Origin of the sequence: Rhizobium sp. BK538, from assembly GCF_014197575.1 — a bacterium.
GTDB lineage: Bacteria > Pseudomonadota > Alphaproteobacteria > Rhizobiales > Rhizobiaceae > Rhizobium.
In genome coordinates this window covers 1-22,743 of record NZ_JACIFT010000022.1, presented here as the reverse complement: position 1 = coordinate 22,743, position 22,743 = coordinate 1, and the positions used below count along the sequence as shown (strand labels likewise).

Sequence of the window (22,743 nt, the reverse complement as noted above, 5' to 3'; positions counted from 1 at the left end):
CCTTGACCGGTCTTCCGAGGAAACCGGATGAAGACACTTTACGGCATCCAATATCTGCGCGCCTTCGCGGCACTTGCCGTCGTGGTCTTCCACGCAGCGGAAAGGACCGGTGAGCATTTCGCCATTGGTGCCGCCGGCGTCGACGTCTTCTTCGTGATCAGCGGCTTCATCATGTGGGTCATCAGCGACCGCAGACCGATGACGCCGCAGGGTTTCCTGCTCGACCGCATTCGGCGCATCGCGCCGTCCTACTGGCTGGTGACGAGCGTGATGATCGCCGGTGCCGTGGTCGGCCTGTTTCCGAACCTGAAGCTGACCGGCGCCCATATCCTTTCCTCGCTCTTCTTCATTCCCGCTCAGTCGCCGAGCACGGGTGATATCTGGCCGGTCCTCGTCCAGGGTTGGACGCTGAATTTCGAGATGTTCTTCTACGTGTTGTTTGCCGGGGCGCTTTTCCTGCCGCGTCGCTGCCGGCTGGCGTACCTGACGGTCGTCTTCGGAGGCTTTTTCCTGATCGGCCTTCTCTTCGAGCCCGCATCGCCGGTGCTCAAAACCTATACCCGGCCGATCATTCTGGAGTTCCTCGGAGGCGTTCTTCTCGCCGAATTGTGGATCAGGCGGTGGATTGCAGGCACCAGTCTGGGGCTTGCTTGTGTCGGCGCATCGCTCTCCGGCTTCGCCACCATCTTCCTGATCGGAGCCGATTTCGATGAAGCGATCTGCGGGCCCCTTGCCATGGCGCTGGTCTACGGCATGGTGTCCCTCGAGGCGGGTGGGAGCATCGGCCGCGTACCGCTTCTCACCTATCTCGGCGATGCCTCCTATTCGATATACCTCTGGCACACGCTGGCGATTTCCGTGATCGCCAAGGCTGCCGGCGTGGTCGGGCTGTCGACAACGCCGACCATCGCGATCGCCGTTGCCGGCGGTACGATCCTCGGCGCGGCTGCCTACGAGCTCGTCGAGAAGCCGCTCCGGAAGATCTGCCAGTCAGACCTGCTCAAACAGAATGCGGTCGAGCGGCGTCCTTCATGAAGAGGTTTCGGGGACAGCCTCCTCGGAGGGCGGCGCGGTCTCGGCCTGCGCGACAGGCTTTTTCCGGCGCGCGCGCAGCACGACGTAGAAGACGGGTGTCAGGAACAGGCCGAAAATCGTTACGCCAAGCATCCCTGAGAAAACGGCCGTCCCGAGCGATTGACGCATTTCGGCGCCGGGGCCGGTGGCGATCATCAGCGGCACGACACCGAAGATGAACGCAAAGGCGGTCATCAGGATCGGCCGTAGACGCAAGTGACTGGCCTCGATCGCGGCTTCGACGGCCGACTTGCCTTCATCCTGCGCCTGTCTTGCGAATTCCACGATCAGGATGGCGTTCTTGGCCGCCAGCCCGATCAGCACGATCAGCCCGATCTGGGTCAGGATGTTGTTGTCCATTCCGCGCAGATGGACGCCAAGCAAGGCAGCCAGGATTGCAAGGGGAACGATGAGGATGATGGCAAGCGGCAGGACCCAGCTCTCATACTGTGCCGACAGTGCCAGGAAAACGAAGACGACCGACAGGGCGAAGATGTAGATCGCCGTGTTGCCGGTGTTTCGTTCCTGGAAGGCGATTTCCGTCCATTCGAAGGTTGTTCCTGCTGGCAGCAACTGCTTCGCAAGCCCTTCCATCTTGTCCAACGCCGTGCCCGTCGAAACGCCAGGAGCGGCGTTACCCTGTACGGGTACTGACACGTACATATTGTAATGCTGGACGAGTGAAGGACCGCTGGTATCGCGGATATCGACCAGTGTGCCAAGTGGGACGAGTGCGCCGGTCGCGGATCTTACCTTGAGGGCGAGGATATCGTCACGCTCGACGCGATATTGCTGATCGGCCTGCGCGCGCACCTGGTAGACACGCCCGAAGGCATTGAAATCGTTGACGTAGGATGTACCGAGATTGATCGACAGCGTATCGAATATGTTGGAGATCGGTACGTTCAGCATACGCGCCTTGTCGCGGTCGATTTCAAGGAAGTACTGCGGGCTATTGGCGGAGAACGTCGTAAAGACGCCGGTCAGACCCTCCGTCTGGTTGGCCATGCCCATTAGCTGGTAGGCGACGCCGAGGATGCGGCGCATGTCCGAACTTTCGCGATCCATGAGCTGCATCTTGAAGCCGCCGGCATTGCCGATACCGGAGATTGGCGGTGGCGGGATGGCGATGATGAAGGCCTCCTGGATCGCCTGCAGGCTCCCGTATAGCTGTCCGATGATCTTGGTTGCCGTCTGGCCGTGCTCCAGGCGGTTTTCGAAAGTATCGAAGGCGGCGAAGACCACGCCGGAGTTGGAGGCGTTGGTAAAGGTCGCACCGCTGAACCCGGAGAAGGCCACGGCATTCTTCACGCCTGGCGTGTTGCGGATGATTTCCGAAGCACGCTCGATAACCGCGTCGGTGCGGGAAAGCGCTGCACCGTCAGGCAATTGCACGACGACGATGGCGTAGCCCTGGTCCATGACCGGGACGAAGCCACTCGGAACGATCCTGCTCATATAGTATGTCGCCCCCAGCAGGCCGACGAAAACCAGCAAGGCGACGCAGAGTGCGGCGACCGTCTGCACAGTGTGCCGCACGATCCAGGAATAGCCTGCACTGAGCTTGTCGAAGCCGTTGTTGAACCCATTGGCAAGCGCGCTCCCGAAACGCGCGATCGGGTTGCGAGGTTTCTCGTGCTCCTCGTGTGGCTTCAATACCAATGCGGCGAGGGCTGGCGAGAGGGTCAGTGAGTTCAGCGCCGAGATGGCGGTGGCGACCGAGATCGTCACGGCGAACTGCCGATAGAACTGACCCGAAATGCCGGGGATGAAGGCAGTCGGAACAAAGACGGCGATCAGCACGAGCGAGATTGCGACGACGGCCGTGCCGACTTCGTTCATCGTCACATGTGCGGCCTCCCTCGGCGTCATCCCCTTTGCCAGGTTGCGCTCGACGTTTTCGACGACGACGATCGCGTCGTCGACAACGATGCCGATTGCCAGCACGAGACCGAACAGCGTCAGCATGTTGAGCGAGAAGCCGAAGGCAAGCAGAAAGGCGAAGGTGCCGATCAGCGAGACCGGGATGGCAACGATGGGGATGATCGCCGTGCGCCAGGATTGCAGGAATATGAGAACCACGATGGCGACGAGGATCGCGGCTTCAGCGATCGTCTTGTAGACCTCGTTGATGGATTCCGCGATAAATTCGGTCGGGTTGTAGACGATGTCGTAGCTGAGACCTTGGGGAAAATCCTGAGCGACGGTGTCCATCGTCTTCTTGATTTCAGCCGCAGCCGCGAGCGCGTTGGTTCCGGGGCGCGCGAAAATGCCGAGCGCGACGGCGGGCTTGCCATTCAGATAGCTGTTTGTGACGTAGTCCTTGGCGCCGAGTTCGATGCGGGCGATATCCTGCAGCTGGACGAGACGCCCTTCCGCGGTCGCCTTGACGATGACATAGCGGAATTGCCGGGCATCCGAGAAACGCCCCTGCGTCGTCACCGTATATTGGAAGGCATTGGTGCCGGCGGCCGGCGGCCCACCGATCGAGCCGCCGGAAACCTGCACGTTCTGTTCGCGCAGAGCGTCGACGACGTCGCTGGAGGTCATGCCGTAGGCCGACAGTTTCTGCGGATCGAGCCATATGCGCAGCGAATATTCACGCTCGCCGAAGAGGATGACGTCGCCAACGCCATCGAGGCGAACAAGCGTGTCGCGGATGCGAGTGCGCGCGTAGTTGGAGACATAGAGCTGATCGTAGCGAGAGTTGGGTGACAGCAGATGCACGACCATCATCAGGTCGGGCGAACTCTTTGCTGTCGTGATGCCGATGCGCCGAACCTCTTCAGGAAGGCGAGGTTCGGCAATGGCAACGCGGTTCTGGACAAGGACTTGCGCCTTGTCGAGGTCTGTGCCGAGTTTGAAGGTCACTGTGAGTGCCATCGAACCATCGGCCGTCGAATAGGAAGACATATAAAGCATGTCTTCGACGCCGTTGACCTCCTGCTCGATCGGTGTCGCCACGGTGTTGGCAATAGTCTCGGCGTCAGCGCCGGGATAGGAGGTGCGGATCACAATGGTCGGCGGCGCAATCTCGGGGTATTGCGCCACGGGCAACTGAAAATAGGCGATGGCGCCGACAATAAGCAGCACAATAGAAAGCACCGACGCAAAGATCGGTCGGTCGACGAAGAAGTGCGCAAATCTCATCGGCTGAGCTCCAGGCCGGCGGCTTCCGGCGCGATCTCTTCGCGGCTTTGCGCCAGCTCGACCATCTGCGGCGTGACCTTGCTACCCGGGCGGGCGCGCAGAAGGCCATTGATGACGATCGTCTCGTTGCCGTCCATGCCTTCGCGGATGACGCGATAGCCGTAAAGGCGTGGTCCAGGCCGGACCGGCTTTGCGGTGACCGTTCCGTCGTCTCCAACGACGTAGACGACGCGTTGGTTCTGGTCCGAGCCGATCGCTTCGTCCGGCACGAGGATCGCCTTGTAGACATTCGAGGCCTCAACGGAGACGCGACCGAACAGACCTGGTTGGAGCACGTAGTTCGGATTGTCGAATCGCGCGCGTATGCGCTTCGTACCGGTCTCGCTGTCTATGCGGTTTTCAGCGAAGTCGAGCTTGCCTTTGAATGGCTTTTCGTTGGAATCCGTGATCCTTACCTCAACTTCGACGCCCCCACCGCCCTCCTGCAGATCGACCCCGCGCTCGCGGGCGGTCTGCGCGAAATTGAGAAGGCGGCGCTCGTCGACGTCGAAGTAGAAGTCGATCGGATCCACCGTAACGATGGTCGTCAACACTGATTGATCGGCCTGGACAAGGTTGCCGACGGAGATCAGCCGGCGGTCGATGCGCCCGCCGATCGGGGCCGTGATCTTTGTATACTCGAGGTCGAGCGCTGCGCGATCAGCCGTCGCTTGCGCGCCGCGGACGTTTGCCTGCGCCGAAACCCATTCGCGCCGGCGGTCGTCAAGGATCGATATCGACTGGCTGCCGCTTGTTGCCAGGCTCTCGGCCCGCTTGAACTGTGCCTCGGCGTAGACGAGCGTTGACTTGGCTACTTCCAGTGCTGCGTTCGCTTCGTTCAGGGCGGTGATGAACGGCCTTTGGTCTATGACGAAGAGCAGGTCGCCCTGCTTGACGAGTGCGCCGTCGGTGAAGTGCACCTCCTGCAGGTAGCCCCCGATGCGTGAGCGCACTGATACCTGATCGACTGGTTCGAAGCGGCCAATGAATTCGTCATTGTCGACGACATCGCGCACGACAGGCTTTGCGACTGAGACGGGAGGAGGGGCGGCGGCTGGCTGCTGTGCCATCGCCGCGGTGAACGGCATGAGAGCAAAGGAGCCGATGGTCAGCAGGTGTCGAAGCAAGGAAGGCATGGCGGTTTCCTTATCCGGACGGCCGCAAGTGCTGCCGTCGCTTATGCTGATGTGCTGCGATTCATGTCTGGATGTCTCTGAACAAGGGCGCTCCCTCATTCACCTATGCCATTGCGAATTTACAATCGCGGCTGCAGGCCGCGCACGCGTGCTTGTCATCGCGAAAAAGTGATCGAACGAAGATCACTGCATTTCCGATAACCCTCTGGATTTTTACTTTAAACGGCTGCCGATCGAAATTGCAAATGCCAACCGGTTGCATTTTCGAAAGACCTTCGAAATTTCTGCGCGTATTCCAGTGCGGCATTTTGGCCGCAGCTGCGGAATCTGGGAGGGACCCTATTGTGTCCTGCCCACGCTTAATATATCTGGGCATATTATAAGTGTGCTTATCAATTATCGGCACTGTCTCCTATGAATGGCAATCCCACTCTCGGCTTCCTGTTGCACGACGTCGCACGGCTGCTTCGCAAGCGGTTCGAGCAGCGCGCGCGTTGCCTTGGGCTCACGCGGTCGCAATGGCAGACGCTTGCCTACCTGCGCAGCAACGAGGGAATCCACCAGGGCGGGCTTGCCGAGATCCTGGAAATCGAGCCGATCACACTTGTCCGCATTCTTGACAAACTCGCCGACCGCGGTCTCATCGAGCGTCGTCAGCATCCGACCGATCGCCGCATCTGGCTTCTCTATGTGCGTGAAGAGGCACACCCGCTGCTTGCCGAGATGCGCGACCTCGGTGAGCTGACGCGCGGCGAAGCATTCGAGAGTATCTCTCCCGAGCAGCGGGACCAGCTGTTCGACATCCTATCCGCAATGAAGACGAACCTAGTGCAGGCCTGCCGAACCCCGGTAGCCGCAAATGAGACCAGACATGGCTGAGAAGTCCTCCCTGCGCGTCGTTGCCGACGCAAATGCCAAAAACCCAGTTGAAGAAAATGACGCTTCCCCTCGCGAGGAAACAGTAGCCGAGGCGCCTTCATCCAATTCAGCGCCCGCTACTGCTGTGGCTGCGCCCGGCGGTGCGAAGGTCCGCCGCCGGCGCAGCCTCACGCGGCCCGTTCTGTTCGCGTTGCTGCCCGTCGCGCTCGTCATCGGTGGCTATTACTACGTCAACGGCGGCCAAGTCATGTCGACGGACAATGCCTATATCCAGGCTGACATGGTCGGTCTGACGACCGACGTTTCGGGTATCGTCGACCAGATCAGCGTGCACGAGAACGAGGCTGTCGAGAAGGGCCAGGTGCTCTTCAGCTTGCGCCAGGATTCCTTCAGGATCGCACTCGACGGTGCGCAGGCGCAGCTTGGCGCCGTGCGCAACCAGATTCTCAATCTGAAGGCCAGCTATCAGCAGTCGCTTGCTGAGATCACACAGGCCGAAGCCGATATTCCCTACTATCAGACCGAGTTCGACCGCCAGCAGAACCTCCTGAACAGCTCGGCTGCGACACGTGTCGCCTATGACCAGGCCAAGCACAATCTCGACGCCGGTCATCAGAAGGTTGCCGTTGCCAAGGCCGAAGCGGCAGCGACGCTGGCGCAGCTCGGCGGCAATGCCGACCAGCCGGTAGAACAGAATCCGCTCTATCTCGAAGCCAAGGCGAAGGTGGACGATGCGCAGCGCGAACTTGACCACAGCGTCGTCAAGGCGCCGTTCGACGGCATCGTGACAAACGTCAACTCGCTGCAGCCGGGCTCCTACCTGCAAGCGTCCACGCAAGCCTTCTCGCTGGTTTCGGCAAGAAACCTCTGGATCGCCGCGAGCCCGAAGGAAACGGAACTGACCTATGTCAAGCCGGGTCAGCCGGTGACGATCTATGTCGACACCTACCCTGGCGTGGAGTGGAAGGGCAAGGTCGAGAGCATCAGCCCGGCCTCTGGTTCCAGCTTCTCGCTGCTGCCGGCGCAGAACACGACCGGCAACTGGGTCAAGGTCGTGCAGCGCATTCCGATGCGGGTCAGCATCGATGACGCCGCCGGCAAGCCGCCGCTTCGCGTCGGCATGAGCACGGTCGTCGACGTCGATACGGGTCGTTACCGCGGTCTTCCGGATTTCGTTTCCAAGCTTTTGGGCCGCTCTGGCGGCAAGGACCATGAGTAACGCTGCATCGCCGGCCACCCCGGTCGCCAATCGCGGCGCGATCACGGCTTGCGTCATCCTGGCCGTGATCATGCAGGCGCTGGACACGACGATCGCCAACGTCGCGCTGCCCTATATTCAGGGCAGTGTCTCGGCGAGCGCTGACCAGATCAACTGGGTTCTGACCTCCTATATCGTGGCGGCTGCGATCATGACGCCGCCGTCCGGCTTTCTGGCCGCCAAGTTCGGGCGCAAGCAAGTACTGCTGGCGGCAATCGCGGGATTTGTCGTTGCCTCGGTCTTGTGTGGCTTGGCTCAAAGCCTTCCTCAGATTGTTGCCTTCCGACTTCTCCAGGGCCTTTTCGGCGCGTCTTTGGTTCCACTCTCTCAGGGCATCCTCCTCGACATCTACAGTGTCGAGGAGCGCGGCTCGGCCATGGCCTTATTTGGCGTCTCGGTCATGGTCGGGCCGGTCCTGGGACCTGTCATCGGCGGCTGGCTGACCGATAACATCAGCTGGCGCTGGGTGTTCTACATTAACGTGCCGATCGGCGCGCTGGCGTTTGCCGGCATCGTGATCTACGTCACCGAGACGAAACTGGATGCGTTGGCGAAGCTCGACTGGTTCGGGTTCGGAATGATGAGTCTCGGCATCGCAGCGCTGCAGCTGTTCCTCGACCGCGGCGAACAGCTCAACTGGTTCGCGTCCGGTGAGATCATGATCGAGGCGATCGTCTGTGCCGGCGCCTTCTATCTGCTGATCGTGCATACGCTGACGGCGGAAAAGTCCTTCGTGAATCCGAAGCTGTTCCTCGATCGCAATTTCTCGGTGAGCATGCTCTTCATCTTCGTGATCGGCATCACATACCTTGCCTCGCTTGCGCTGATGACGCCCTATCTGCAGACGTTGATGGGCTACCCCGTCATGACCGCCGGCATCGTCATGGGGCCACGCGGCCTCGGCACGATGCTCTGCATGTTCATCGTCGGCAGGCTGATCGGCAAGGTCGACACGCGCCTGCTCTTGGTGTTCGGTCTCGGCCTGACGGCCTGGGCGATGTACGACATGACCGGCTGGACGCCTGATGTTTCGCAGTGGACGATCGTTTCCGTCGGTTTCGTCCAGGGCGCCGGGCTCGGCTTTCTGTTCGTGCCACTGACGACGATCGCCTTCTCGACGCTGCCGGCGCACATGCGCGGCGACGGAACCGGCCTCTACAACCTGTCGCGCAATATCGGCTCGAGCGTCGGCATCTCGATTGTTTCGGCGCTGCTCGTGGAGAACGCGCAGGTGAACCACGAGAACATCGCGGCCTATGTGACGCCGTTCAACCGCGCCTTCGAGGCGACGGCGGCGCAGGGGATGAGTCCGTTGACTGCTGCAGGTCGCGCCTCGCTCAACGAGGTCATCACCCTGCAATCGACGATCATAGCCTATATGGACGATTTCAAGCTGCTGATGCTTATGTCGCTCGCGGTCATTCCGCTGGCGCTGCTGCTGCGCAAGCCGAAAGTCGCCCCAGCGATGGATCACAGCGCCGTTATGGAGTGATACTCAGCGAAACGGTTTGCTGAGATAGCGAGATCCGGAGATGCCGAAGCGCCATGGTGCTTCGGCATTTTTCGTTATGCCGATCCGTTTGCCGGCGACAATTTCGACGGGAGCCGACGGGGCAATCGAGAAGGGCGGCCGGTCGAGCAGCCTGTCATTCAGCGTGAGGTTGATACCGAGCGCCTGACAGAGCTTGCCGGGACCGCTGCAGAGCTGTGTCAGCGCATCGTTGCTGCGGCGCTCCATCATGGTGGCGATGCCGGCTTCCGGCTCGATTGCGCGGATCAGCACTGCCGAGCCGGGCGTGCAGACAAAATTCAAGCACCAGTGCATGCCGTAGATACGGTAGATGTAGACATTGCCTGGTCGGCCGAACATCGCACCATTTCGTGGCGTTGGGCCGCGGAAGCTGTGCGAGGCCCCGTCATCGGGATAGTAAGCTTCGGTCTCGATTATGCGGCCGCCGACATGGCCAACGCGCAGATGGCAACCGAGCAAATCTCGGGCGACAGCGATAGCATCACGCTCGAAATAGCGCGTAAGTTCCGGGCCGGCGAGGGGAACGGCGCCGATCGCGCCAACGGCATGTGTCATCTGTTTCGGGCTTCCGGTATCTCAGACCCTAATGACCGACCTTCGGGTCGTGCGCCGAGATGGAGGAACCCGTTACCGATACGGGGTCGCTTGCCGGGAAGGTATCCTCGAGACCTTCTTCCAGTTCTTCTTCGAGAAGCGCAGCATCCTTGCCGCGTGCGCCATCGGCCTGTGAACTCTGGAGTGTTGTCGCGAGCAACGCCCTTGCACGGGTGATCGCATTGTCGCTCGTCAGGCCGGGAGAGGCAGCGGCATAGAGCGTGACCGATATGTTATTGCCCGACTGCTCCGTGAAGATGACAACGAAACTGCCTTCCTTCGGATGCACGGTGACGTCTGTGATGGCCATGGAAGATCTCCCGGTTCTGACAGCTGACCCCAAGTGAAACGCTTTTCGCTAGGATTGTCGAGCAAAGACCTTCACCAGCCAATCGATGAAAACGCGAACACGGGGTGAGAGCTGCCGGTTCCGCGGGTAGAGCAGGGAGACCGGGGTTTCCGTCAGCGGGAAATCCGGCAGGACGTGAACGAGTGTGCCCGCCGCGAGATCCCTTTCGGCGTGATATCGCGGCACCTGTATCAGGCCGAGGCCGAGCCTCGCCACCGACATGAAGCTTTCGGCGGCGTTGACGGTCACCGTCGCGGGCAGGGTGACATTGCGGATGCTGCCGCCGACCATGAATTCCAGTGGTAGAACGCCGCCCGTCGCAGTCGAGCGGAAACCGACCATGCGGTGGCCATCGAGCCTGTCCGGATGCTCGGGCAGGCCATGCTTTTCGATATAGGCGGGAGCGGCAAGGGTAACTTCCTCCAGCATGGCGACGCGTCGCGCCACCATGTCGCTGTCATCAGGCGTGCCGACGCGCAAAACGCAATCGATGCCCTCGCGGACGAGATCAACCAGCCGATCGCCCTCGCTCATGTAGAACTCGATATCCGGATACATCTCCAGAAAAGACGGCAGGCTCGGCAGCACATAGTGCCGGGCGAGCGTGCCATGCACGTCCACGCGCAACATGCCCTTCGGCTTGGCCCCTGCAAAGGCGCCCTCCGCGTCCTCGATATCCGCGAGGATGGAGATACAGCGCTGATAGTAGGCTTCGCCGTCGAGCGTCGGGCTGACATGGCGCGTCGTCCTGTGCAGCAGGCGCACGCCAAGGCGTGCCTCCAACTGCTTGACGGCATCGGTCACCGTGGAGCGTGGCAGGCCGGTGTCTTCGGCTGCGAGCGTGAAGCTGCGGCGCTCCACGACGCGGGAGAACGCCCGCATGGCATCGAATCTGTCCATCTTATTTGTTCGTCATATTCGGATAGTGATGCCGAATAATGGCTGATTATCCGCAATTAGAAAAGCGGCATCTTCTGCTCATCGAAAACGCGCCGAGGCGCAACGAAGAAGGAGAAAGGCAATGAGCAACAACGAGAGCAAAGTCGCACTGGTTACAGGTGCTTCGAGGGGCATCGGCGCCGCAATCGCCGAACGTCTGGCCAAGGACGGTTTCACCGTCGTCATCAACTACTCCGGAAACGTCGCGCTCGCCGAGGAGCTGGTGCAGAAGATCGAGCAGTGTGGTGGCAAGGCGCTGACCGCGCAGGCGGACGTCAGTAATCCCGAAGCCGTCCGCCGGATGTTCGATGCGGCGGAAGCAGCCTTCGGCGGCATCGATGTGCTCGTCAACAATGCCGGTATCATGCAGCTTTCGTCGATTGGCGATGCTGACGATGCCAATTTCGATCGCCAGGTCAGCGTGAATTTGAAGGGTACTTTCAACACCCTGCGCGAAGCCGCAAAGCGGCTGCGAAACGGCGGTCGCATCATCAACTTCTCGACGAGCGTCGTCGGCCTGAAGCTAGAAAATTACGGTGTCTATGCGGCAACGAAGGCAGCCGTCGAAACACTGACGGCGATCATGTCGAAGGAAATGCGCGGTCGCGACATCACCGTCAACGCCGTGGCTCCGGGGCCGACAGCAACCGACCTCTTCCTCGATGGGAAGTCGGATGAGCTGATCGCTCGCATGGCCAAAATGAACCCGCTGGAGCGCCTGGGAACACCGGACGATATCGCTGCCTCGGTCTCGTTCCTCGCCGGCCCGGACGGCTCCTGGATCAACGGCCAGGTGCTGCGCGCCAACGGCGGCATGGTCTGATCTTTGGCGCCCGTGCGGCGGGTTGGTCCCGCCGCCGATCTCACAACAACAGCAATCAACCGTCACCCCTTGAATATCGACTAAGGAACAGGACAATGGATAAACAGGTCATCGTCATTACCGGAGCATCCAGTGGCTTCGGCGCTCTCACCGCCCGTACTCTCGCCAGGGAAGGGCATATCGTCTACGCCGGTATTCGCGATACAGTCGGCCGCAACGCGAAAGCCGTTGCCGATATCGCGGCCTTCTCGCGGGATAACAATGTCGATCTGCGTTCGGTCGAACTTGATGTGGTCTCCAACGCGTCTGTCGAAGCCGGGATCGCCAAGGTCATCGCAGAGGTGGGCCAGCTCGACGTCGTCGTCCATAATGCCGGCCATATGTCGTTTGGCCCGGCTGAGGCATTCACGCCTGAGCAATATGCGGAGTTGTTCGACATTAACGTGCTGTCGACACAACGGGTGAACCGTGCAGCGCTTCCTCATATGCGCAAAGAGGGCAGAGGGCTGGTTGTCTGGGTGTCGTCGTCCAGCACACGCGGCGGCACGCCTCCCTATCTGGCGCCCTACTTCGCTGCCAAAGCCGCGATGGATTCGGTTGCCGTCTCCTATGCGTCGGAGCTTGCCCGGTGGGGCATCGAAACCGCGATCATCGTGCCGGGCGCCTTCACCAAGGGAACCAATCACTTCGCACACTCCGGTTCGCCGGCAGATGCCGCGCGTGCCGCCGAGTACAATGATGGCCCCTATAAGGGCGTGCCGGAACAGGCGCTGCAGGGGCTGGCGGCTCTTGAACCTGCTGACGCCGACGCAGGCTCGGTCGCGAGGGCGATCACTGAGGTCATTGCCATGCCGTTCGGCACACGTCCGTTCCGTACCCATGTTGACCCGTCCAAGGACGGTGCCGAGGTCGTCAATGGTGTCGCCGACCGGGTTCGCGCCGAAATGTTCCGGCGCATCGGCCTGGAGGATCTCCTCAAGCCGGCCATTCACTAAACCATGGTACTCGCCATTGTTCCGTTTTCGCGAACTTGCTGTGCACGAATCAGCACTTAACAAATGGCAGGAAGCAGGCCTATATTATTGGTGCAAAGGCGACTGGAAGACCTCCAACTCCGGGCGCCTACCTCAGATACCGGCCGAGCCATTTCCCTGGTGACGCGGCAGGGTCTGAAAGGAATTTGATGACAGACATTGCGGCCCGTCGAAGGAACACCTTCCGGGCCGCAACTGTATCACGGATCGTTCAGTTTCGCGTCCGAAAGCAATTTCACCAGCCAATCAACGAAGACCCGGACCTTGTTGCTGAGGTGCCGGTTCGGCGGATAGACGATGTAGAGCGGGAATGGTTCACGGCTCCATTCCGGCAGGATTTCCACGAGGTCGCCTTTGGCCAAAGCGTCACGGATCATGAAGCGCGGCAGCTGTGCGATGCCAAGCCCGTTCAATGCTGCATTGACGAAAGTCCGGCTGTCATTGACCGACAGCAGGTAACGCGGATTGATCTCCAGATCCTCATTGTCCTTGCGAAATTCGAAAGGAAGCGTCCGGTTGGTCTGCGCGCGGAAGTAACTCACTGAATAATGGTCGTTTTCGAGCTCTTCGGGGCGGGTCGGAATGCCGAATTTTTCGATATAAAGTGGTGCCGCGCAGGTGAGCATTTCGACTTCGGAAACACGCCTTGCGATCAACGATTGGTCGGCCGGCGTGCCGCCGCGAAGCGCGCAATCGACGTTTTCTGCGAGGTAGTCGACGGTGCGGTCGCCCACGCCGAGGTCGACGCGGATATCCGGATATTTCTGGTAGAAGTCGCAGAGCGCGGGTACGACGATCCAGTCGGCGAATGCGCCGGCCATCTCGACTCGCAAGCGACCGGTCGGTAGCCCTTGTGAGTTCGACAGACTGCCGTCCAGCTCCTCTAGCTCGGAGACGATCTGGGCCGCGCGTTCATAGTAGAGAGCGCCGTCGGTCGTCACCATGACCCGGCGTGTGGTGCGGTTGAGAAGCTTGGTGTGCAGATGCGCTTCAAGCCCCTGGATGAGATTGGTCACCGTCGCCTTGGGCATGGCGAGCGTGTCGGCGGCCCGTGTGAAATTGCCCGTCTCTACGACGCGGATGAAGGCGCGCATTGCCGAGAGCTGGTCCATCGGAAATCACCTAAGCAGGTTGCACTGCGGTATTGTTCGAAATTCGGAACAGTGTAATCGCGCTATCGCTTCTTATTCCGACAATGGAATAACAATATCTTTTCTGCAGAAATTGCAAGCCATCTCGGCTCGCAATACGCTATGCGGGTCAAACGCGAGCCGAAACGATGACGGTGCAGGTGAAAGACATGGTGATGGAGAAGGTGGCCACCGGCCCCGTTTCCGCACGCGTCTATCAGGGCGCCGAGTTTGGCAAGGGCTCGCCGATCGTTCTGTTTTTTCATGGCGGCGCTTTTCTGCAGTCGGGCGTCAAGGATAGCGTGGTTGCAGAGAGCTTGGCGAAGGCCGGCGCGATCGTTGCCGTCCCGGATTACAATGCGCCGCTCGGCAATGTCTTTCCGAAGCCGCTCGAAGTCGGCTATTCGATCTTCTCTTATCTTGCCAACAAGCGCGCGTCGGGTATTGGCGATCGGAACTCGTTGTTGATCGTGGCAGGCGAAGAGGCGGGCGGCAATATTGCTGCCGGCGTCGCTTTCAAGGCACGTGACCATTATGCGGATGCGCTCGATGGCCAGGTTCTGATTTCGCCGCTGCTTGATCCATTCATGGGCACGTCCTCGATCCGCAAGGCGGATGGCATCGGCATGCGGCAGCGTTGGGCCGAGGGCTGGAGCCACTATCTCAGTGGCGGCGGCTGCCACCCCTACGCGGCACCGTGTTTGTGTTCGCGTATTGCAGGGGTCGCGCCGGCACTCGTTCTGACGGCAGAGGATGATCCTCTTCGTGACGAGACGCTGGGTTACGCCGACCGCCTGAAGCAGGCAGGCGTTGCAGTTCGCCGGAATGTCCTCCCCGCCGGGGCAGGCTGGCCATCGCTTTACGGCGGGAAATCCGAACAGGCACCGAATTGGGAACAGACGATCACCGACCAATTCGAAAGCTTCGTTCGGGATATTAGCAGCCAACCTATTGCATTGAAGACGAACTGATTGAATCCGGCCACTGAGAGAGGGCCGTAAGGAGAGTAACAATGACGTCCAGTAAGAAGCGCTGGGCCCTCGTGGGCGCCGGCCTAGGACTTGCCGCGTCCGTTTCGGCCGCAGCCATCTTTTTCGAACTGCCGATGAGCACCACTGCCACGGCTGCTTCCGCACCTGCGCAGGCTCCCGCTGTGCCGGTGACGGTTGCCATCGTGGCCAGCCGTGACGTAACGACATGGCAGGAGTTTTCCGGCCGGCTTGAGGCTGTCGACCGCGTGCAGATTCGTTCACGCGTGGCCGGAGCCATTCAATCCGTGCACTTCCGTGAAGGCGCGTTGGTGAAGGCGGGCGATCTGCTTTTCACCATCGATCCCGAGCCCTATCAGGCGGCTGTTTCCCAGGCAGAGGGCCAGGTGGCCTCTGCCGAGGCGAAGGTCAACCTCGCGCAGATCGAGCTGGAGCGCGGCCGCAGGCTTTCGGATAACAAGACGATTTCGCAGAGCGATCTCGACCAGCGCCAGAATGCCTTCACCGAAGCGCAGGCCGGTCTCCGCACCTCCCAGGCGGCCCTCCGTTCGGCACAGCTCGAGCTTGGCTACACCGAGGTCAAAGCGCCGGTTGCTGGCCGTGTGGGCAAGATCGAGATTACCGTCGGCAATCTTGTTGCTGCAGGCTCCACGTCTCCCGCTTTGACGACACTCGTGTCGGTCGATCCCATCTACGCAAGCTTCAATGCCAGCGAGGAAATGGTCACAAAGGCACTCGCCGAGCTTCCGGCTGCTGATGGCGCCGTCCCTGCCGTCGAGCAGATCCCGGTCGAAGTCGGGACGCTGGCCGATCAGGGCACTCCGATCAAGGGCAAGCTGCAGCTGATCGATAATCAGGTTGACGCGGCAAGCGGCACGATCGGCGTTCGCGCCGTCTTCGACAATCCTGGCGGCAAGCTGATCCCCGGCCAGTTCGTTCGGGTCCGCATGGGCGAGCCGAAGGCCGAAAACAAGATCCTGATCAGCGACCGCGCAATCGGCACCGACCAGGACAAGAAGTTCGTGTTCGTCGTCGATGCCGAAAACAAGGTCAGCTATCGACCCGTCCAGCTTGGTACTGCAGCGGAAGGCCAGCGGATCGTTGAAAGCGGCCTGACTGTCGGCGACAAGATCGTCGTCAATGGCCTGCAGCGTATCCGTCCGGGCGCAGTGGTTGCGCCGCAGGCGGAAGAGAAAGTCGCCACGGCTCAATAAGCCGAAGCATCCGGAGCGTCTCGGCGCTCCGTGAGAATTCCGAAATGACGTGATCCACCGGCGGCCTCCCAACCGCCGGAGAGGGTCGTTGCATCCCAGTTTCATCCCGGAGAGGGCTTTGAAATGAATTTCTCTAGATTCTTTGTCGACCGTCCGGTGTTCGCCGGAGTCCTATCGGTCCTCATCGTGGTCGCCGGTCTGCTTGGCCTGCGCGCATTGCCGATCTCCGAATATCCGGAAGTCGTTCCGCCATCGATCGTCGTGCGCGCCACCTATCCCGGCGCAAACCCGGAGGTCATCGCGCAGACGGTCGCGACGCCGCTCGAAGAACAGATCAACGGCGTCGAGGGCATGCTCTATATGTCCAGCCAGGCGACTTCCGACGGCGTCATGACGCTGACGGTCACCTTCAAACTCGGCACGGACCCTGATAAGGCACAGCAGCTCGTGCAGAACCGCGTTTCGCAGGCCGAACCGCGTCTGCCGGAAGAGGTGAAAACCATCGGCATCACGACGGTCAAGAGCTCTCCCGACCTGATGATGGTCGTGAACCTGATCTCGCCTGACAACCGCTACGACATCACCTATCTGCGCAACTACGGCGTCCTCAACATCAAGGACCGGCTGGCGCGCATCGATGGCGTGGGTCAGGTGCAGGTCTTCGGTTCGGGCGACTATTCCATGCGTGTCTGGATCGATCCGCAGAAGGCTGCCGAGCATGGCCTTGCCGCCAGCGACGTCACCAATGCGATCCGCGGCCAGAATGTGCAGGCGGCGGCCGGTACCATCGGCGCTTCGCCGAGCCTGTCGGGCGTGGACCTGCAGCTCAACGTCAATGCGCAAGGTCGTCTGCAGACGCCCGAGCAGTTCGGCAACATCATCGTCAAGACCGGATCCAATGGCGAAATTACCCGTCTTCGTGACGTCGCCCGGATCGAACTCGGCGCCGCCGACTATTCGCTGCGCTCCATCCTCGATGGCAAGCCGGCCGTCGCCATCCCGGTCTTCCAGTCCCCCGGCTCCAACGCCATCACCATCTCGGACGAAGTCCAGAAGACGATGGAAGAGCTGAAGACGGCCATGCCCGATGGCGTCAGCTACGAGATCGTCTATGACACGACGAAGTTCGTCCGTTCGTCGATCGAGAAGGTTGTCGACACGCTGCTCGAAGCTATTGCGCTCGTCGTCATCGTCGTCATTTTATTCCTGCAGACATGGCGTGCCTCGATCATCCCGCTGATTGCCGTTCCGGTCTCGATCATCGGCACGTTTGCGGTGATGTATGTCTTCGGCTTTTCCATCAACGCACTCAGCCTCTTCGGCCTCGTCTTGGCGATCGGCATCGTGGTGGACGATGCGATCGTCGTGGTTGAAAACGTCGAACGAAACATCGAGAACGGGCTCAGTCCGCGGGCCGCGACCTACAAGGCAATGAAGGAAGTCTCGGGCCCGATCATCGCGATCGCACTCGTGCTCGTCGCTGTCTTCGTGCCGCTCGCCTTCATCAGCGGCCTGTCGGGACAGTTCTATCGCCAGTTCGCGCTGACGATCGCGATTTCGACCGTCATCTCGGCCTTCAACTCGCTGACATTGTCGCCGGCACTCGCGTCGCTCTTGCTGCAGGACCATCACGCCAAGCGTGATTGGCTGACACGCGGCATGGATGCCGTCTTCGGCTGGTTCTTCCGTGGCTTCAACAAGGCCTTCGGTGCCGGTTCCCGGGGCTATGGAAAGGGCGTCGCCGGCCTCGTGTCGCGCAAGAGCATCGTCATGCTGGTGTATCTCGCGCTAGCCGGCGCGACCTACGGCCTGTTCAACGCCGTGCCTGGTGGTTTCGTGCCGGCCCAGGATAAGCAGTATCTGATCGGCTTTGCCCAGCTGCCGGATGCTGCGAGCCTGGACCGCACCGAGGACGTCATCAAGCGGATGAGCGACATCGCGATGGCTGAGCCCGGTGTCGCACATGCCATCGCCTTCCCGGGCCTGTCGATCAACGGCTTCACCAACTCCTCTAATGCCGGCATCGTCTTCGTGACGCTGAAGGATTTCGAGGAGCGCAAGTCGCCGGCGCTTTCGGGCGGTGCGATCGCCATGTCCCTGAACCAGAAGTTCGGGGCGATTCAGGATGCCTTCATCGCGATGTTCCCGCCACCGCCGGTCAATGGTCTCGGCACGACGGGCGGCTTCAAGATGCAGCTCGAAGACCGCGCCGGTCTCGGCTATCAGGTGCTCGACGAGGCCAATAAGGCGATGATCGCCAAGGCTTACCAGACGCCTGAGCTGACGGGCATCTTCTCTGCCTATCAGATCAATGTTCCGCAGCTCTATGCCGATCTCGACCGTGAGAAAGCGGAACAGCTAGGTGTCTCGGTGACTGACGTTTTCGAGACATTGCAGATTTATCTCGGTTCGCTCTATGTCAACGACTTCAACGCCTTCGGCCGTACCTACAGCGTGCGCGTCCAGGCCGACGCCAAGTTCCGCGCACAGCCCGAGGACATTGGCAAGTTGAAGGTTCGTTCGGCATCGGGCCAAATGATCCCGCTGTCCGCGCTCCTGAAGGTGAACGCGACAACCGGGCCGGAGCGGACCAACCGTTATAACGGTTTCCTCTCCGCCGATATCAACGGCGGTCCAGCTCCGGGCTTCTCGTCAGGTCAGGCTCAGGCGGCGATCGAGAAGATTGCCGATGAGACCCTGCCGAAGGGCATCAGCTTCGAATGGACGGATCTGACCTATCAGCAGATCCTGGCGGGCAATTCCGGCGTGATCGTCTTCCCGCTGGCACTGCTGCTCGTCTTCCTCGTGCTCGCGGCACAGTATGAGAGCCTCGCCTTGCCGATCGCGATCATCATGATCGTGCCGATGGGCGTGCTGGCGGCTTTGACAGGCGTCTTTATGACCGGTGGAGATAACAACATCTTCACGCAGATCGGCCTGGTGGTGCTTGTCGGCCTCTCGGCGAAGAACGCGATCCTGATCGTGGAATTCGCCCGCGAGCTGGAATTTGAAGGAAGAACTCCGGTCCAGGCTGCAATCGAGGCAAGTCGCCTGCGTCTACGCCCGATCCTGATGACCTCAATGGCGTTCATCATGGGCGTCGTGCCGCTGGTGGTCTCGACCGGTGCGGGTGCCGAGATGCGTGCCGCCATGGGCGTGGCCGTGTTCTCCGGCATGATCGGTGTCACCTTCTTCGGCATCTTCATGACGCCGGTCTTCTACGTGCTGGTCCGCAGGCTGTCGGGCAACCGTCCGCTGATCCAGCACAAGGAGCACGAGCACGAGCAGGAAGAGAACGAAGCGAAAGTCATACGGCTCGCTGCCGAATAGCCCCCACTCCGCAGCGAGACGTGGAAAGGCGGAGCATTGCTCCGCCTTTCCTGTTTTCATAGGCTGACCATGCGGCCATGTCTCGAAGGATAAAACCGGGCGAGGGGATGCGTCGAAGCTCACCGAGCGTGGCATCAGCCATCTCGATGTGCCGGTTTCGGGCGGTGTCGTCGGGCGACTGCCGGTACGCTTGCGATCATGGCGGGCGGCTTCGCCGAAAGCCGCATTCTGGACTTCTACGGCCAACGAATGGTCGATCGCGACTTGGTACTGCCGGTCCTTCGAAATTGCAGCTCAAGGAGCTGAACAACATTGTTGCAACGGCAGGAAGTCTCGCTTTGACCCTGTCGCTGACGGAGGCGGTCCGTGCTGAGTTTGCCGAATTTGTCGAACATGGTGGCGGTAAGACCGATCACAGTGGTCTGCTGTTGCAGCTCGAAGAAAAGAACGGTCGTTGCTCGAAAGGCTGAATTGCCCAGACACTCCGATCTCTGCCAAGATCGGTGATGCGCTCGGCCTACAATTGTTGATGGATTTTTAGTGTGTTCTAATTAATCTCTCGCCAAAAGGTTGGTTCTGCATACATAATGCTTCTCCATTGGAGCCCACCGATATTGTTACTTAAAGCTGCATGAGGCTTGGACGGCGTTGGCATCGAGCAGTCCCACACGGTCCGAACGAGAGTTTCAGGATATCCTGCGGCGCCTTGAGCTTGCACTCGACGCGTCACAGATCGGCGTGTGGGAGCACAACCTCGATCAGAATGAGATTTCCTGGGATGTCCAGATGCATCGGCTTTACCAGACCGGGATGCGGAGCGGTCCGGTCCCGACCGCCATCTGGTCAAACGCGATTCACCCCGACGATCGCGAACGCGCCGAGAAGGAGTTCGACGACGCCGCTGCCAAGCAGGGGCAATATAACTCGGAATTCCGGATCGTTTGGCCAAACGGCGAGATAAGACATATCCGATCGCGCGCTCATTTCTATGTGAACGAGGAAGGGTCGCCTTCCTTCATCGGCGCCGAGTGGGACGTTACATCAGACGTGCTTCTTGCGAACGAGGCAGCGCGCCAGCGCGCGGTCGCCGAGGCGCGGACCCTGGCTTTGGAAGAGAGCAGCGCACGCATCGAATATGCGGCGGAACATGATTATCTGACAGGCCTTCCCAACCGCCGCCTTTTCGACAAGCGCCTGGCGGAACTGGCCGAGGATGCCTCAGTCTCCACGCTTGCGGTTCTGCATCTCGACCTCGACGAGTTCAAGCAGATCAACGACAGTCATGGCCACGCGGCGGGCGACACCGTATTGCGTGCCGCGGCCTTGCGGATCGAGGCCGCCATTCCGAAAGCCGCGATGGCGGCGCGTATCGGCGGGGACGAATTCGTCATCCTACTCGTCAATTTCGGAGGGTTGACGGAACTGAACCGTATGGCGTGTGACGTGCAGCGGCGCTTGAAGAAGAAGATCCGCTTCGGCCACGAGATGCTGCAATCAGGAGCGTCGATCGGCATTTCCTGGTCTGCAGATCGTTTGGGATCCAACCTGCTCGCCGAGTCCGATATCGCGCTCTATGAGGCAAAGACATCTGGGCGCGACCGCATCGAATTCTTCTCACAGCAGCTCAAAGACGATCTGATGGGCAAGCGGCGCCTTGCCGAAGAGCTGAAGCTTGCGCTGGAGCAAGGCGATATCATTCCATTCTACCAATTGCAGCTCGATGCCCACACCCGCGATATCGTAGGTATCGAGGCTTTGGCGCGTTGGCATCATAGCGAGCGCGGCACCCTCTCGCCCGGTATCTTCCTGAAGATCGCGGACGAGTTCGGTCTGTCCTCTGAGATCGATGCTTCGATCCTCCGACGCGTGCTCGCGGACCGGCTGAACTGGGGGCAGCATGGAACGACCTTACCGCGGATTTCGGTTAACATTTCGGGACAGCGTCTCTACGATCCGCAATTGATTGACGATCTCGAAACGCTCGATATACCGGACGGCGCCCTGGTGTTCGAACTGGTCGAGACGATCTTCCTGGATGATTGCGACGATGAGCTTCTGCAGACTGTCGATCGCATCAAGCAGATGGGCATAGAAATCGAGATCGATGATTTCGGTTCCGGCCACGCATCGCTCATCGGTCTTGTCCGACTCCGCCCGGCGAGGCTAAAGATCGACCGGCAACTGGTGAGCGAGGTGGACACCTCCTCCGAGCAACGCCGCGTCGTCAAGTCGATCGTCGAGATCGGCAAGGCTCTCGGTGTCGACGTGATCGCGGAGGGCGTGGAGACCGAAAACCATGCCGTGACGCTGGCCAAGCTCGGCTGTCACACATTGCAGGGCTTCGCGCTGGGCCATCCGCTGCCGGCATCCGAGATCGATAGCATCTTTGCTTCGAAAAAGGAGGCGCTAGCGGCCAACCTTCGCCGCTAGCCCCGCAGTAGAGCATTTACGGCTCGAGTTCGCCGCGTGCTTCCAGATACCAGTCGACAAAAGCCTTCACGCCGACATCCAGTGTCGTCTCCGGCTTGTAGCCGGTCAAAGCCAGCAGCAAATCGGGGCTGGCGAAGGTGCGCGGCACGTCACCCTTTTGCATTGGCAGCATCTTGCGTTTCGCCGATTGGCCAAGTGCCTTTTCGACGGTTTCGACGAAGGTCATCAGGTTTTCGGGCTGACCGCCCCCGATGTTGACGATGCGGAACGGAGCCTGACGCGAAAGCGTCTCGACACGTTCGTCGGCCACGCGGTTGGCTTCCGACGGAGCCACCGACGATAGCCGGACGACCGCCTCCACGAGGTCATCGATATAGGTGAAGTCGCGGCTCATCCGGCCTTCGCCGTAGATCTCGATCGGCTGGTCCTCCAGCATGGTCTTGACGAACTTGAAGAGCGCCATGTCGGGACGTCCCCAGGGGCCGTAGACGGTGAAGAACCGGAAGGCGGTCGTCGGGACCTTGTGGAGATGGGCATAGCTGTGCGCCATCAGTTCCATCGATTTCTTCGTTGCCGCGTAAAAGGTCAGCGGCTCGTCCGCCCGGTCTGTCTCGCGGAACGGAATGGACGGGTTGGCACCATAGATCGATGAGGTTGAAGCCAGCATGAGATGGTTGACCCCGACATCCTTGGCGATCTCGAGGATGTTCCAAGAGCCTTCCAGGTTCGATGTCAGATAGGCCCTCGGATTTTCGAGGCTGTAGCGTACGCCGGCCTGCGCTGCCAGATGCACCATCACATCGGGCGTTGCGCTCGCCACGGCCTCTTCCAGGGCCTTGCGATC

Annotated in this window: 17 protein-coding genes and 1 pseudogene; 11 read left to right on the top strand and 7 right to left on the bottom strand. The window is 60.4% G+C overall.

Annotated elements, in window-relative coordinates:
• The first annotated feature begins 27 nt into the window (after positions 1–27).
• Positions 28–1,035 carry an acyltransferase gene (locus tag FHX09_RS23520; RefSeq protein WP_132592930.1) on the top strand — a complete coding sequence of 336 codons (1,008 nt, stop codon included), beginning with the start codon at positions 28–30 and terminating at the stop codon, positions 1,033–1,035.
• Here FHX09_RS23520 and FHX09_RS23515 read toward each other — a convergent pair.
• The gene (locus tag FHX09_RS23515) at positions 1,030–4,224 is read right to left on the bottom strand and encodes a multidrug efflux RND transporter permease subunit (protein ID WP_132592928.1); all 3,195 of its coding nucleotides are present in this window, start codon (positions 4,222–4,224) and stop codon (positions 1,030–1,032) included. The genes FHX09_RS23520 and FHX09_RS23515 overlap by 6 nt on opposite strands.
• Positions 4,221–5,399, bottom strand: a complete 1,179-nt coding sequence (locus FHX09_RS23510; protein ID WP_132592926.1) for an efflux RND transporter periplasmic adaptor subunit — start codon at positions 5,397–5,399, stop codon at positions 4,221–4,223. The genes FHX09_RS23515 and FHX09_RS23510 overlap by 4 nt, the downstream gene beginning before the upstream one ends.
• Before the next feature lie 414 nt (positions 5,400–5,813).
• On the opposite strand from FHX09_RS23510, the gene FHX09_RS23505 reads away from it, so the two are divergent.
• Genes FHX09_RS23505 through FHX09_RS23495 form a run of 3 tightly spaced genes read left to right on the top strand, consistent with a single transcriptional unit; the run spans position 5,814 to position 9,028 of the window.
• Positions 5,814–6,278, top strand: a complete 465-nt coding sequence (locus FHX09_RS23505; protein WP_183722138.1) for a MarR family transcriptional regulator — start codon at positions 5,814–5,816, stop codon at positions 6,276–6,278.
• Positions 6,271–7,497 carry an HlyD family secretion protein gene (locus tag FHX09_RS23500; protein ID WP_184450733.1) on the top strand — a complete coding sequence of 409 codons (1,227 nt, stop codon included), beginning with the start codon at positions 6,271–6,273 and terminating at the stop codon, positions 7,495–7,497. The genes FHX09_RS23505 and FHX09_RS23500 overlap by 8 nt, the downstream gene beginning before the upstream one ends.
• The gene (locus FHX09_RS23495) at positions 7,490–9,028 is read left to right on the top strand and encodes a DHA2 family efflux MFS transporter permease subunit (protein ID WP_132592920.1); all 1,539 of its coding nucleotides are present in this window, start codon (positions 7,490–7,492) and stop codon (positions 9,026–9,028) included. Before FHX09_RS23500 ends, FHX09_RS23495 begins: the two co-directional genes overlap by 8 nt.
• Before the next feature lie 3 nt (positions 9,029–9,031).
• Here FHX09_RS23495 and FHX09_RS23490 read toward each other — a convergent pair whose 3' ends face one another.
• The 3 genes from FHX09_RS23490 to FHX09_RS23480 are packed head-to-tail and all read right to left on the bottom strand — an operon-like array spanning position 9,032 to position 10,910.
• A complete protein-coding gene (locus FHX09_RS23490) occupies positions 9,032–9,622 on the bottom strand; it encodes a DNA-3-methyladenine glycosylase (protein ID WP_132592918.1) in 591 nt (196 codons plus the stop codon).
• Between the two features lie 28 nt (positions 9,623–9,650).
• Positions 9,651–9,971, bottom strand: coding sequence for a hypothetical protein (locus FHX09_RS23485; protein WP_007790580.1), 321 nt, complete (start codon positions 9,969–9,971; stop codon positions 9,651–9,653).
• A 48-nt stretch (positions 9,972–10,019) separates the two neighbouring features.
• Entirely contained in the window at positions 10,020–10,910 is an 891-nt protein-coding gene (locus FHX09_RS23480; protein WP_132592916.1) for a LysR family transcriptional regulator, read from the bottom strand.
• A 121-nt stretch (positions 10,911–11,031) separates the two neighbouring features.
• On the opposite strand from FHX09_RS23480, the gene FHX09_RS23475 reads away from it, so the two are divergent.
• Together FHX09_RS23475 and FHX09_RS23470 are read left to right on the top strand one after the other, a co-directional pair.
• Entirely contained in the window at positions 11,032–11,772 is a 741-nt protein-coding gene (locus FHX09_RS23475; protein ID WP_132592914.1) for an SDR family oxidoreductase, read from the top strand.
• Between the two features lie 95 nt (positions 11,773–11,867).
• Entirely contained in the window at positions 11,868–12,767 is a 900-nt protein-coding gene (locus FHX09_RS23470) for an SDR family oxidoreductase (protein ID WP_183722126.1), read from the top strand.
• A gap of 239 nt (positions 12,768–13,006) precedes the next feature.
• Here the strand turns inward: FHX09_RS23470 and FHX09_RS23465 are convergent, their stop codons facing one another.
• A complete protein-coding gene (locus FHX09_RS23465) occupies positions 13,007–13,918 on the bottom strand; it encodes a LysR family transcriptional regulator (protein ID WP_007790571.1) in 912 nt (303 codons plus the stop codon).
• A 167-nt stretch (positions 13,919–14,085) separates the two neighbouring features.
• On the opposite strand from FHX09_RS23465, the gene FHX09_RS23460 reads away from it, so the two are divergent.
• The 5 genes and pseudogenes from FHX09_RS23460 (at position 14,086) to FHX09_RS23440 (ending at position 21,899) form a co-directional block, all read left to right on the top strand.
• Positions 14,086–14,907 (top strand): alpha/beta hydrolase, encoded by an 822-nt coding sequence (locus FHX09_RS23460; RefSeq protein WP_007790569.1) that lies wholly within the window; start codon positions 14,086–14,088, stop codon positions 14,905–14,907.
• A gap of 41 nt (positions 14,908–14,948) precedes the next feature.
• Positions 14,949–16,139, top strand: a complete 1,191-nt coding sequence (locus FHX09_RS23455; RefSeq protein ID WP_007790566.1) for an efflux RND transporter periplasmic adaptor subunit — start codon at positions 14,949–14,951, stop codon at positions 16,137–16,139.
• Positions 16,140–16,262: 123 nt separating this feature from the next.
• The gene (locus FHX09_RS23450; RefSeq protein ID WP_132592910.1) at positions 16,263–19,469 is read left to right on the top strand and encodes an efflux RND transporter permease subunit; all 3,207 of its coding nucleotides are present in this window, start codon (positions 16,263–16,265) and stop codon (positions 19,467–19,469) included.
• Positions 19,470–19,578: 109 nt separating this feature from the next.
• A pseudogene (locus FHX09_RS23445) lies at positions 19,579–19,939 on the top strand (NAD(P)-binding domain-containing protein); the annotation flags it as partial.
• A 178-nt stretch (positions 19,940–20,117) separates the two neighbouring features.
• A complete protein-coding gene (locus FHX09_RS23440; protein WP_007790560.1) occupies positions 20,118–21,899 on the top strand; it encodes a GGDEF domain-containing phosphodiesterase in 1,782 nt (593 codons plus the stop codon).
• A 16-nt stretch (positions 21,900–21,915) separates the two neighbouring features.
• Here FHX09_RS23440 and FHX09_RS23435 read toward each other — a convergent pair.
• Positions 21,916–22,743, bottom strand: an 828-nt coding sequence (locus FHX09_RS23435) for an NAD-dependent epimerase/dehydratase family protein (protein ID WP_184450732.1), incomplete at its 5' end; no start/stop codon positions are given.